This window comes from Glaciecola sp. KUL10, assembly GCF_003203515.1.
Taxonomy (GTDB): Bacteria; Pseudomonadota; Gammaproteobacteria; order Enterobacterales; family Alteromonadaceae; genus Glaciecola.
The window spans coordinates 313,238-326,302 of the sequence record NZ_BGNG01000002.1 but is presented as its reverse complement, the minus strand read 5'-3'; the positions used below and the strand labels follow the sequence as shown (position 1 = coordinate 326,302).

General features: G+C 42.9%; 13 protein-coding genes. 7 read left to right on the top strand and 6 right to left on the bottom strand.

Going from position 1 to position 13,065, the window contains the following annotated elements:
* Position 1: 1 nt before the first annotated feature.
* From KUL10_RS05300 to KUL10_RS05280, 5 genes are all read right to left on the bottom strand, one after another.
* A complete protein-coding gene (locus KUL10_RS05300) occupies positions 2-631 on the bottom strand; it encodes a paraquat-inducible protein A (protein ID WP_233499714.1) in 630 nt (209 codons plus the stop codon).
* Positions 628-1,248 carry a paraquat-inducible protein A gene (locus KUL10_RS05295; RefSeq protein ID WP_110427857.1) on the bottom strand — a complete coding sequence of 207 codons (621 nt, stop codon included), beginning with the start codon at positions 1,246-1,248 and terminating at the stop codon, positions 628-630. The genes KUL10_RS05300 and KUL10_RS05295 overlap by 4 nt, the downstream gene beginning before the upstream one ends.
* Before the next feature lie 85 nt (positions 1,249-1,333).
* A complete protein-coding gene (locus KUL10_RS05290; RefSeq protein ID WP_146216758.1) occupies positions 1,334-1,849 on the bottom strand; it encodes a DUF6436 domain-containing protein in 516 nt (171 codons plus the stop codon).
* Positions 1,850-1,884: 35 nt separating this feature from the next.
* Positions 1,885-3,381: a methyl-accepting chemotaxis protein gene (locus KUL10_RS05285; protein WP_110427855.1), complete on the bottom strand. Its 1,497-nt coding sequence runs from the start codon at positions 3,379-3,381 to the stop codon at positions 1,885-1,887.
* A gap of 128 nt (positions 3,382-3,509) precedes the next feature.
* Complete coding sequence (locus tag KUL10_RS05280) at positions 3,510-3,917, bottom strand: methylglyoxal synthase (RefSeq protein WP_110427854.1); 408 nt, start codon at positions 3,915-3,917, stop codon at positions 3,510-3,512.
* A gap of 267 nt (positions 3,918-4,184) precedes the next feature.
* Between KUL10_RS05280 and argC the strand changes: the two genes are divergently transcribed.
* From argC to KUL10_RS05245, 7 genes are all read left to right on the top strand, one after another.
* Positions 4,185-5,201 carry an N-acetyl-gamma-glutamyl-phosphate reductase gene (argC, locus tag KUL10_RS05275; RefSeq protein ID WP_110427853.1) on the top strand — a complete coding sequence of 339 codons (1,017 nt, stop codon included), beginning with the start codon at positions 4,185-4,187 and terminating at the stop codon, positions 5,199-5,201.
* Positions 5,201-6,034, top strand: a complete 834-nt coding sequence (gene argB, locus KUL10_RS05270) for an acetylglutamate kinase (protein WP_110427852.1) — start codon at positions 5,201-5,203, stop codon at positions 6,032-6,034. Before argC ends, argB begins: the two co-directional genes overlap by 1 nt.
* Positions 6,035-6,043: 9 nt before the next feature.
* The gene (locus tag KUL10_RS05265; protein WP_110427851.1) at positions 6,044-6,964 is read left to right on the top strand and encodes an ornithine carbamoyltransferase; all 921 of its coding nucleotides are present in this window, start codon (positions 6,044-6,046) and stop codon (positions 6,962-6,964) included.
* Between the two features lie 110 nt (positions 6,965-7,074).
* Positions 7,075-8,298 carry an argininosuccinate synthase gene (locus tag KUL10_RS05260; RefSeq protein ID WP_110427850.1) on the top strand — a complete coding sequence of 408 codons (1,224 nt, stop codon included), beginning with the start codon at positions 7,075-7,077 and terminating at the stop codon, positions 8,296-8,298.
* 2 nt (positions 8,299-8,300) lie between these two features.
* A complete protein-coding gene (gene argH / locus KUL10_RS05255; RefSeq protein ID WP_110427849.1) occupies positions 8,301-9,686 on the top strand; it encodes an argininosuccinate lyase in 1,386 nt (461 codons plus the stop codon).
* A 50-nt stretch (positions 9,687-9,736) separates the two neighbouring features.
* Complete coding sequence (gene argA, locus KUL10_RS05250) at positions 9,737-11,056, top strand: amino-acid N-acetyltransferase (protein ID WP_110427848.1); 1,320 nt, start codon at positions 9,737-9,739, stop codon at positions 11,054-11,056.
* A gap of 51 nt (positions 11,057-11,107) precedes the next feature.
* Positions 11,108-11,308, top strand: coding sequence for a hypothetical protein (locus KUL10_RS05245; RefSeq protein WP_146216757.1), 201 nt, complete (start codon positions 11,108-11,110; stop codon positions 11,306-11,308).
* A gap of 60 nt (positions 11,309-11,368) precedes the next feature.
* Here KUL10_RS05245 and KUL10_RS05240 read toward each other — a convergent pair whose 3' ends face one another.
* Positions 11,369-13,063, bottom strand: a complete 1,695-nt coding sequence (locus KUL10_RS05240; RefSeq protein WP_110427846.1) for an NAD-dependent malic enzyme — start codon at positions 13,061-13,063, stop codon at positions 11,369-11,371.
* Positions 13,064-13,065: the final 2 nt, after the last annotated feature.

Below are 13,065 nucleotides of genomic sequence, written 5' to 3'. Positions count from 1 at the left end.
TCTATCCTAATTTGTCCCAAAGTAGTCGAGTATCAAAGCGCTGAGCGCTAATCATGGTGAGGATAACCACTAGTGCAAAAGCTGTGGCAGCCAGCCCTACTTTGATAGACATTAAATCCCCTAATTGAATAAGCGCGACTAAAATCGCGACTACAAACACGTCTATCATCGACCATTTACCAATAAACTCGGTCACGCGATAAAGTATCGTTAGTTCTTGTTGTTGAATACCATGGCGAAACATCACGCTGTAGCAAAGCCAAGCAAGCGCTGTCATTTTAGCAAGCGGTATAATAATGCTAGCGATAAAAATGACTGATGCAATCAAGTAAGATTCAGAGTCTAAGAAAAGAATAACACCACCAATTATTGTGCTCTGAGTTTCTTCTCCCAATACAACTGTCGTCATGATTGGAAATATATTCGCGGGAATATACAGGAGCATAGAGGTAATTAATAAACTCAAGGTAATCTGCACACTATTAGGTATTCTTACTTCAATGCGCGCCCCACACCCTTGGCAATGAGAGTTCTGCTTGATATTGAGCTGATAACACACTAAGCAATTGACCAGGCCGTTGGCTGCTGCTGTTCCTTTTGGATACATATTACTGCCCTTTGAGTCGTTCATTTTGAAGTACTCTCTAACTTTACCCACATCCATAACCGATGTGCATCAGCCAGAGTCACTATATAAGTAAATAATGGAGCAAAAACAACGTAAGCCCAAAACGAGACCTCTAGCGTAACATCAGCCAACGCGATTACCTTTATCAAAGCGACCAGCACTCCTGCCAAAAACACCTCTGCCATTGACCATGGAAGTACGTAAATAATAACTTTTACCAAGCGAGCTTTGGTGGCTGGGGAAAATGATAAGACTGTGCCAGCGATTACAGTTAATAAAAACAGTAAATATAAGAGCGGGCATACTAAGATGAACATGCCAACCAGCAATGAGACAAAATAGTCTCCCTGCAAATAAAGCTCGCCTATTGCTTGCAACAGTCCAATCGTGCGGACCTGCCCATTTGCGAAAAATGAAATAAACGGAAAAGCACAGGCAATGACAAGCACCATAATGGCTGTTAAAGATAAAGCAGCGATAACTTGGCGAGCCCTCAAATGGCCAACGGTAATCACATGAGCGCATCTGGGACAGACAGCTTTAAAACGATGCTCGATATTTTGGGGCATTTTAATGAGTAAATCGCACTGCACACAGGCGTGTGTATTTGCATCTTGCATCACTTTCCTTGAAAGCTTTGGGCGACCATTTGTATGAAAAGCATAAACTGAAGAGTACTACTATGCAATTAATCTCAAAGTGAGTTTATCTGCCAGCAATAGAAACGGGGGTTTCGCAGTAACAACCGTAAGCTTCACTCATAATTGTCGCTTGGGATGGCGCACCTTCTTCAAATACCGGCTTAATGACAGTATCGACTAAGCCTTCACTTTGCAAACAGCCTGCACCTTCGGAGTAGGGTCCAAAATAGACTAGCTGGCTTTCGTTGTCTATCACAGCTACCGCAGGGGTTGAAGGAACAAACGCAGATAGTTGCGGATAGTCTGATAAACTGAGTTGAGTTTGATCAACTTGATGTTGTTCAGCCCACTTATTCAGAGAAGAACGGTGAATATTATTCACGAAAGCACAAGGGCAAGACGAGTCAATAATGTGGTAAATTTTAGCGGTCGATGAATGGGGTAATACACTGACTAATTTTTCTTCAAAATCTAGATCCATTAACGTCATTGACAGGCGTAGGTTTGGATCAAACTCTTGTAATCCTTTATTACCGAAAAAAATAATCGCGGTAGACGAGGCTATAAACCATATAGCCACTAGCCCACCGATTACTCTAGGCCGCATATTATTGGTTAAACCGCAAACCTAGCTAATTGTTTGCGAAGCTGTTCAGCCAAACCATTGAGCTCGTTTACTTCAGACTTTAAGCTATCGACTTGCTGCTTTTCTTCTGCAAACATTGCATACAAACTTTGCGCTGAATCACTGATTTGTTCCGATGTACTCGCTTGTTCACTAGCTGAGCTTGCCACGTTAGTTACATTTTGGTTAACGATATCAATATTTGACAATACGCTAACCATGTTTTCAGACGCTTGTGCCGAACTCGTGACCGCGTTTTCTACCATTTCAACACAACTATTCATGTTTTCGACAGAATTATTCGCGCTTTCTGTTAACTGTGAAGTAATTTGTTCAATTTCTTCTGCGCTCTCTTTGGATTTGATAGCAAGGTTTCTGACCTCATCAGCGACAACAGCAAACCCTCTTCCGTGCTCACCTGCTCGTGCAGACTCAATTGCAGCATTAAGGGCTAATAAATTTGTTTGCTCAGCAACCGCTTTGATCGATTGCATCACATCAGCAATGTTTGTGCACTTAGCACTCAAGTCTGCAATAGCAGTAGATGTTGTTTGTAGCGTTCCTTTTAACTGTCCAACGCTCGCACCAGACTGAGCCAGTGTTTCTCTGGTTGAATCAGTGCTAGCTTTGGCATCACCAGCAACATCATTCGCATTTTTAGATAACTCAGCCACATGCTGGATACTTTGCGTGATGTTTTGCATCGAATCGCTTATCTGACTGACTTGCTTATTCTGCGTATCAACTGAGTTATCAAGTGAATCCGATGAGCGAGCAACTTTGTCAACCACGCCAAGTAAGCTATCTCCTGCTTCATTAACCTCTCTAATGAGAGATTGCATCGAACGTATTAGTTTATTGAAATCAGCTAAAGTCTCAGCGTCTTGTAGATTTGATTCATTCAAATCGATCAGGCCGTCTTCACGCATAATTTTAACCACAGACGCTCTAAGCAAATCTGCACCGATTGCTTCATGGTGCGATTTATGCGCCATATAGCCTAAAACCAAGGCTTCAGCAATTGCAAATAGAGCATGAATCACCAAAACATAAAATATTACACGGCCTTCTTCGAATGCGTAGAATCCCTCCACATTGAAATATTGTAAGCCAAAAAAACCGATATGGTGTAGCGCAACCACAAGGGTACTAGATACCACAACTCGCCAATCGCGAAAAAAGAAAAGGAATGCAAGCATTACAAAAACTTCAAAATGAAGCTCGGTCATGCCATAGGTTTGTTGGATATGCAGCGCAGCCATCAATTGCGTTGCAATTCCAACGGTATGTCGACTAACTGGGTGATGTGGCATGTTCATGCCTAAATAGATAGGAATAACCACAATTGGTATTCCGATAAATAGCGCGGTCATCACGCTATTGGTTGCTAGTCCAATACCCAGGGCAATTACAAACTGAACCAACAATATCCATTTAAAAACAGCGTGAGCCTCGAGCGTCCATGAATATTCTTTTACTGATTGCATCAATTACCAGCCTCATATTAAGGGATAAAACTACTTTATCTATTGGCCAGATATCGGCCAAGAGTAAATACAACTTTAGTAAACTAATAGCTAAATGCCAGTTTTATTCCAAAACAGTGATAATAAGTCTAGTACTCAGGGAGGACCCTAGATTGATGTTCTTTTTCAAATAATGGTGAGGTAACTAACAATGAAGCGGTCGATAAGTTGCATGCAACAGGTACATTCCACACTGAACAAAGTCGCAGTAAGGCCTTCACATCAGGATCATGGGGAGCTGGGTTCATGGGGTCCCAAAAAAATACAAGTAGATCCAATTTTTGCTCCGCAATTAGCGCACCAATTTGCTGATCCCCTCCTAACGGCCCGCTTTTGTATCGATGAATATCTAAACCGACTTTTTCGCTAAGCAATCCGCCCGTCGTCCCTGTCGCAACGAGATTATGATCTTTAAGTAGATCTCGGTGCTTACTCGCCCATTCAATTAAGTCTGGCTTTTTATGGTCATGCGCAACAAGGGCAATAGTTTTCATCAATAATAATTCCAGTTTTGTAAAATAAGTGCAATGAGCATAAATCATACTAATATTTTATAAATCACACAAAAGAATATTTATACATTTTTATTGAATAGCTATTCATTTGGTATTATTATGCAAGCTCACAATCTCCCGTGACATTACTAAGCCGGTATTTTTGAAGTTTTAACCCGTGTTGAATTGAAATATTTGTATAGTAGTTATGCCTTTGAAGCGGTTTAACACCGCTCAAAGGCTTTTTTTATTAGGGAACACGTTTTAGGAATGAACATTAAAAGTTGTATTTTAGGCGCAAGCGGTTATACCGGCGCTGAACTCGTCAGATTATTAGAACAGCATGCTCACTTTGATTTGCAGGCATGCTTTGTGTCGCCCAATAGCCAAGATGCCAACAAAGCAATAAGCGATGTGCATAAGCAGTTACTTGGCGTCAGTAAGATCGTCACACAAGCAATAAACGAAGACCTTATTAGTGAACTTGCTGATGAATACGATGCTATTTTCTTAGCGACACCACACGAAGCAAGCCACGATTGGGCAAATAAATTGGCATTTAAGAAAGCCAAAGTATTTGACCTATCTGGCGCATTCAGACTCTCAAACCCGAGTACTTTCGAGCACTACTACGGGTTTGAACACACACAAACAAATGTGCTCGAACATGCGGTATATGGGTTAGCAGAATGGCATCAAGACGAAATTAGCCATGCTAGTTTCGTTGCGGTACCAGGCTGCTACCCTACCGCTTCTTTAATGGCGATAAAACCTATCGTCGCTAACGGATTACTCGATACTGCTCACCGTCCAATTATCAACGCAACTTCGGGCGTGACTGGCGCAGGCAAAAAACTGTCTCAAACGACTCACTTTTCTGAAGTCAGCTTGCAAGCTTATGGTGTGCTAGGGCATCGTCATACACCAGAGATTGCAGAATACGCTCAGACTCCCGTTATTTTTACGCCACACTTAGGTCAGTTCAAACGCGGGATTCTAAGCACTATCACAATGAAGCTTAATGAAAAAGCGAGTGAACAAACAATTAGCCAAGCCTTTGAAGGTGCGTACGCTGACAAACCACTGATAAGACTCAGAAACACCATGCCCAAAGTTGATGACGTGGCCTACTCACCTTTTTGTGATATTGCCTATAAATTTGATGCAGATTCAGGCTATTTGGTTGTTTCAAGTGCAATCGACAATTTACTCAAAGGCGCGGCCTCGCAAGCGCTTCAGTGTGCTAACTTGGCTTTCGGGATGAAATCAACTCAAGGATTATTGTGATGCAAAATGACATACAGAGCCGTCCAATGGTACTTAAAGTCGGTGGAAGCTTTTTTGAAGATGAGTCAGCACAAAAAGACTTTTTTTCAGCATTGTGCATGCTTTTGGCGCAAGAAAAACAAATTGTTGTTGTTCACGGTGGCGGCACTCAAGTACAAACTCAATTAAACAAGCTTGGCTTTGAAAGTATTAAGCACAATGGTTTAAGAGTGACCCCTAAAGAGCACATGCCAATTGTCTGCGGCGTGTTATCTGGCATACTCAACAAGCAACTTGTCACCAGCGCACAAAAAGAAGATATTCAAGCGATTGGATTCTCGCTTGCTGATGGTGATTTTTGTACTTGCAGCCAAATTTCGGAAGATCTCGGTTCAGTGGGCAAACCCCACCCGCAAAATAGTTTCTTATTGCAAACGTTACTTAACGCACACTACATGCCAGTGATCAGTTCAATCGGCTCTGATTTGAATGGCGAGTTGTATAATGTGAATGCTGATCAAGCAGCAACATGCGTAGCACAAGTGTTAGATGCTGACCTATTTTTACTCTCTGACGTGCCTGGCGTGTTAGACGAAAATAAACAACTTGTAGAAAGCCTGTGTCATCAACAAAGCGAACAAATGAAAAAAGACGGTGTGATCACCGATGGCATGATAGTCAAAGTAGACGCAGCGCAATTAGCTGCTGATGAACTAGAACGCCCTGTTATTGTGGCTAGTTGGGCATCTATGTCAAAAATTGCCATCAGCAAGCAACAAGAAATTGGCACTAAAATCTTGCCTCAATTTAACCATTTACCTACTGCCTCATCTGGTATAGAACACACACTCTAAGGGAAAGCCATGCAAGCAAGTTTATTAAGCTTCAAAGACTGGAGCCATGAAAGACTTTCTAATTTATTGAGTCTGGCGCTTGAAATAAAGCAGCAACCACAAAAGTACAATCAAGTGTTGGCTGGTAAGTCAATTGTCGGTTTATTCGAAAAACCCTCATTGCGAACCCGTGTAAGTTTCGATATTGGTGTCAATAAATTAGGTGGTCACTTTGTTTATGTAGACAGCCGTGGCGAACCGCTTAAAAAGCGCGAAGATCCAGTAGATGTAGGTGCAAACCTAAGTTGTTGGGCAGATGGCGTAGTCGCCCGTGTATTTGAACACCAAACACTAGTCGAGCTTGATAAAGGCGCTGATATCCCCGTGATCAATGCGCTTTGTGAAATGTACCACCCCTGCCAAGCACTTGCAGATTACTTAGGTATGCTAGAAACCTATGGCAGCGTAAAGGGCAAAACAATGGCCTATGTTGGTGACGGTAACAATGTTACTCATTCACTATTAATAGTCGGGCTGATTCTAGGTTGCCACCAAGTAGTGGTTACGCCAAAAGGCTTTGAAATAGACAATAGCATTGCTCATTTAGCCAATGCGCTGGCTACTAAACACGGTGCTAACTTAACTATCACCAACAACATTGAAGAATTAACGCAAGCAGATATTATTTATACTGATACATGGATTTCCATGGGTGATGACACACCACTCGCCGAAATTAAACAGACTTTTGCGCCCTATCAAGTCAATGAGGCTCTTATGGAGCAAGCAAACGCTAAACACGTTATGCATTGCCAACCCGCCCATCGAGATTTAGAAATAACAGGTTCATTAATGGATAGCGACGCCTCTTTACTTATGCTGCAATCTGAAAATAGAATGCATGCTCAAAATGCAATCATGGCTGCGCTAATTGGCAAAGTCGAAATCTAATTGGCCTTATTAATTAACACTTTATACAGACTGATTCAAAACACTTGCGAAACAAAAGCAACATATATCGGTCTTTATAAAAAAAGAAATAACAAACGTTTAGGAAAATCATGAGCACACAAACTCCAACGGTTAAAAAAGTAGTCTTAGCATATTCGGGAGGCCTTGATACGTCGGCCATCATCCCTTGGTTAAAGGAGAATTATCATTGTGAAGTGGTCGCATTTGCCGCCGATGTGGGTCAAGGTGATGAAGAGCTTGAAGGATTGCATGAAAAGGCCATCGCCTCTGGTGCAAGTGAATGTTACATTGTTGATTTAAAAGAAGAGTTTGTTGAAGACTTTATCTTTCCGACCATCACTACGGGTGCTGTTTACGAAGGTGAGTACTTACTAGGCACTTCAATGGCAAGACCTGTCATTGCAAAAGCACAAGTTGAGATTGCTAGAAAAGTAGGCGCTGATGCACTGTGTCACGGTTGTACCGGTAAAGGCAACGACCAAGTTCGCTTTGAAGGCGCGTTTGCAGCCCTTGCACCGGACCTACAGGTTATCGCACCATGGCGTGAGTGGAATATGGTTTCTCGCGAAGACTTACTCGATTATCTAGCAGAACGTAATATCGAAACGACTGCCTCTGCCACCAAGATTTACTCACGTGACGCCAATGCATGGCATATTTCGCACGAAGGCGGCGAACTAGAAGATCCTTGGTGTGAACCTACCAAACAAGTCTGGACAATGACAGTCGATCCTGAAGATGCACCCGATAAGGCTGAAGAAGTTTCACTGACATTTGACCAAGGTCGTTTAACTCACGTTAACCAAGTTGAGCTTTCCCCTTATAACGCCCTAGTTGAGCTAAATAATTTAGCTGCCCCTCATGGCGTCGGTCGTATCGACATCGTTGAAAATCGCCTAGTAGGCATGAAGTCACGTGGTTGTTATGAAACACCAGGGGGCACCGTTTTACTAAAAGCATACAAAGCATTAGAGACCTTAGTACTCGACAAATCAGCACTCAAATTCAGAGAGCAGCTCGGCCTAGAGTTTGCGCATGTGATGTACGATGGTAGGTGGTTTACTGCACTTAATGACGCATTACTTGCAGGTGCAGCTAGCTTCGCCAAATTAGTGACTGGCGAAATTGTCGTTAAGCTATATAAAGGTCAAGCAACCGTGACTAAACGCAAATCGGTTAATAGTCTTTATTCAGAAGATTTCGCGACCTTTGGGGCAGACGACGTATATAACCAACAACACGCAGAAGGCTTCATTCGTTTGTTTAGCTTATCTAGCAGAATCAAAGCCCTTAAAGCACAAGAAGGAAAATAGGCATGGCATTATGGGGTGGCCGTTTTGCGGGCGGCAGCAGTGACATGTTCAAACAAGTGAATGACTCACTTCCATTTGATTATGTGATGGCTGAACAAGACATTTTTGGTTCAATCATTTGGTCTCGTGCTTTGCAAAAAGCGGGCGTGCTATCTGTTGAAGAACAACAATCACTCGAACAAGCGCTTAGCGATTTAAAAGCGCAAGTTAGCAAAGGCGAAATTGACTTTGCAGTCTCTACAGAAGAAGACATTCATAGTTTTGTAGAAGCAGCGCTTACCGAAACACTCGGTGACACTGCGCGTAAACTGCATACTGGTCGAAGCAGAAATGACCAAGTTGCGACTGATTTTAGACTGTGGTGCCGTGAGCACTTACTATCTATTAAACAAGATGTATTACAAGTCATTAAAGCACTATTATCTTGCGCTTCTCGCCATGAAAATGCGGTTATCCCTGGCTACACTCATCTACAACGCGCACAACCCGTGTATTTTGCGCATTGGTGTTTAGCCTATGTTGAAATGCTAAAACGCGATTTATCCAGATTAGAAGATTTACTTGTACGTCTTAATCAATGCCCGCTGGGGTGTGGTGCATTAGCGGGTACGACTTTCCCAGTCGACCGCTATGAAATTGCTGAAGAACTCGGCTTTGATGGACCTTGTTTAAATAGCCTTGATGCAGTTTCAGATCGCGACTTTGTGCTCGAGCTACTGTTTGTTGCCAGTACTAGCATGATGCATATTTCCAGAATGGCAGAAGACTTAATTTTCTATAATTCTGGTGAAGCTGGATTCTTGTCATTAGGTGATAGCGTAACCTCTGGGTCGTCGCTGATGCCACAAAAGAAGAATCCTGATGCGCTAGAACTGATGCGTGGCAAATGTGGACGTGTGTTTGGTAATTTACAAGGTTTGCTAGTCACGATGAAGGGACTGCCCTTAGCGTACAACAAGGACATGCAAGAAGACAAAGAAGGTGCCATTGACACCGTTAATCAATGGCATATTTGCCTATGCATTAGCGTTGAAGTACTCGATAGTATGAGCCTGAATGAAGAGCGTTGCAGAACAGCCGCTCAACAAGGCTATGCTAATGCCACTGAGCTAGCAGACTACTTGGTTGATAAAGGCATTCCGTTTAGAACCGCTCATGATATATCGGGTCAAGCCGTAGTGGCTGCGATTGCTAAAAAGTGTGCTTTAGAAGAACTTCCTATTGAAGACTTACAGGCGATTCATCCAGAAATAGACTCGGATGTTTATCCAAAGCTTGCGCTTGAAGCAGTGCTAAATAAACGCAACATTCTTGGCGGCACGAGTAAAGAAATGGTCACAAAAGCACTGTATCTTGAGCTTGAACGCCTAGATACCCTATTGGCCTAAACTACGATCCGAAAAATGCCGAAACCTGAATTAATGAGCGTTAAACCATAATGGGATTATCACACGAAGACAGCATCAAGCTTTTTAGAAGCTCTGCACCCTACATCAATGCACATCGTGGTAAAACCTTTGTGATTATGTTTGGTGGCGAAGCCGTTGCAGATGAACACTTTGCGCGTATTATCCAAGATGTTGCACTGTTAAATAGCCTTGGTGTGCGTTTGGTTCTAGTGCACGGGGCTCGTCCACAAATTGATGAAAGATTGGGCCTTAGACAGCAAGTATCTGTTTTTCATGAAGGTGTGCGCGTTACCGATAAGCAAACACTTGAGTGCGTAAAAGATGCCGCTGGCTCATTGCGCAGCCAGATCGAAGCATTGCTGACAATGGGTTTACCTAATTCGCCTATGCACGGTGCACAGATAAGAGTGTGCTCGGGCAACATGGTGGTCGCAAAGCCGATAGGCGTCAAAGACGGACTTGATTTTGAAAACACGGGCTCAGTTAGGCGAATTGATTCAGAAGGTATCAACGATCACCTCAATGACGGCTCGATAGTCTTGCTATCGCCAATGGGATACTCGCCCACTGGCGAGGTCTTCAACCTCTCTCATGAAGATGTTGCGACACAAGCCGCTATTGCACTCAAAGCTGATAAAATCATTACTTTATCCGAACAAGACGGTATTTACCAAGACACCGGTAAATTGCTACGCACTAGTGAATTAAACACTATTAAGCAGTTACAAGAAGAAGGCAGATTGGTAGCCGAATCAACCTGTTTGTCTGCGATGATCGCCAGTGTAGAAGCAGGCGTTGAACGCGCTCACTGCGTCAGCTACAAGGTCGATGGTTCTATTTTAAAAGAGTTATTTACCCGCGATGGAGCCGGTTCGTTGGTTATGCAAGACCACTACGAAAAACTGCGTACAGCCACCATCGACGATGTAGGTGGGATTTTAAAACTCATCAAGCCTTTGGAAGAAAAAGGTGTGTTGGTCAAGCGTTCACGCGAGCGTTTAGAAAGAGAAATCACTCAATTCACGGTTATCGAACGAGACGGCATGATCATCGGTTGTGCCGCTTTATACGTGTATGAAGACGATCATAGCGGCGAAATAGCCTGTGTCGCCACGCATCAAGATTATCGCGGTAAGAATAGAGGCGAACGCCTGTTAGAAGCGCTAAAACGCAAAGCCACGCTTTACAAGTTGGACCGCCTATTCGTACTGACCACGGTCACCGCACACTGGTTTTTGGAACAGGGTTTCGAACCACAAAGCATCGACGTATTGCCAAGCTCAAAACAAGAGATGTACAATTTTACGCGTAATTCAAAGGTGTTTATGTTGCCTTTGTATCCTAGTTGATTGGTTTGAGTTAATATCAAACACTTCTTACTAAGGAAGGTAGAGGTGGCGATGTTACTATTTTACATGTTTCTAGGTTTTGGCATTTTAGGGTTAGTATTTACTTACTTTCTTGCCAAAGGTAAAACTGACAACTTATTTTTAGTTGTGTTACTCGGTTTTGTTATCAATCTATTTATGCCAGTCATTGGTTTGGTATATTGCGCATTGTGGGCGTTCAAAGATAAACGTGCTGTAGGTGAATCTTTGTAGTTTGTCTTATTATTTACCCAGCTTACTTCAGCACAAATACAAAGTAAGCTGGGTGTGTTCTTAAAGCGAAACTCGCTTATAAGGTCGATACTCAGCTCGCCAGAAGTTACTCTCAATTTTTTGCTCTAATAAGGCATCAGGCATACCTAAGGCTAACTCTTGTTCGATTGCTGTTTTAGCTACCGCAAAAGCAATTTTACGGCTCAATTCACCAATTTGCGTTAGTGGTGGTAATAACTCACCATTCGGATCATTTACCATTGGCGATGCATCCGCTAATGCGTTACTTGCTGCCATTAGCATTTCATCGCTGATACTGCTTGCTTTAGCTGCAATCACACCAAGGCCAATCCCCGGGAAGATATAACTGTTGTTACACTGTGCAATCGGGAAGGTCTTACCCTTGTATTCCACTGGATTGAAAGGGCTACCTGTTGCAATAACGACTTCTCCTTCAGTCCATTCGATCACTTGCTCAGGTCTGGCTTCGACTTGTCGTGAAGGATTGCTCAATGGAAATATAATCGGTTTTGACTCATAAGACTTCATGGTTTTAATCACTTGCTCAGTGAACAAGCCCGGTTGCCCTGATACACCAATGAGTATTTGTGGTTTCGCGCAGTTAATAACATCCAATAGGGACGCGTATTCACCGCTATAATTCCAATCGCTTAAGGCCTCTTTAGGTTGTTGTAAGGCTTGTTGGAAATCTCGTAAATCAGCCATACCTTCGGTCAACAGGCCATAGCGGTCGATCATAAACACTTGCTTGCGCGCCGCTGATTCGTCTAGCCCTTCAAATACCATTTGTTGAACGAGCATTTCAGCAATGCCACATCCTGCAGAGCCAGCCCCCACAAACACGACTTTCATGTCTTTTAATTGTGCGTCTCTGACTCTACACGCTGATAATATCGTGCCTAAGGTAACAGCAGCTGTTCCTTGAATATCATCGTTAAAACAGCACACTTCATTGCGATACTTCTTCAATAAAGGCATCGCATTGGGTTGCGCAAAATCTTCAAATTGAATCATCACTTCAGGCCATCGTCTTCTAGCGGCCTTAATAAACATATCAACAAATTCATAGTACTGATCTTGTTCAATACGCTCGTGACGCGCTCCCATATACATAGGATCGTTAAGTAGTTTTTTGTTATTGGTTCCTACGTCAAGCATCACCGGCAGTGTATAAGCGGGACTGATCCCACCGCAGGCAGTGTAAAGCGACAGCTTACCAATTGGGATACCCATGCCACCGATGCCTTGGTCACCCAAGCCTAAAATACGCTCGCCGTCGGTAACGACGATTACCTTAACCTTGCGTTTTGTTGCATTGCGCAAGATATCATCAATCAAGTGACGCTCTTCATAGCTAACAAAGAGTCCGCGCGAACTGCGATAGATATCAGAAAAGCTTTCGCATGCATCGCCTACTGTAGGTGTGTAGATGATGGGCATCATCTCTTCGATATGCGCTTGAACCAATCGATAAAACAACGTTTCGTTGTTATCTTGAATCGCGCGTAAATAGATGTGTTTATTTATGGGGTCGTTAAATGATTTATATTGTTTATAGGCTCTGCTCACTTGCTCTTCAATCGTTTCATAACGAGGTGGCAGTAAGCCCAGTAGATTAAAGTTTTTGCGTTCTTTTTCGCTAAACGCGCTTCCTTTGTTTAAAAGGGGGGTTTCAAGCAAAGAAGGGCCTGCATATGGAATATACAAGCATTTTTCTTGACCAGTATCACTCATGT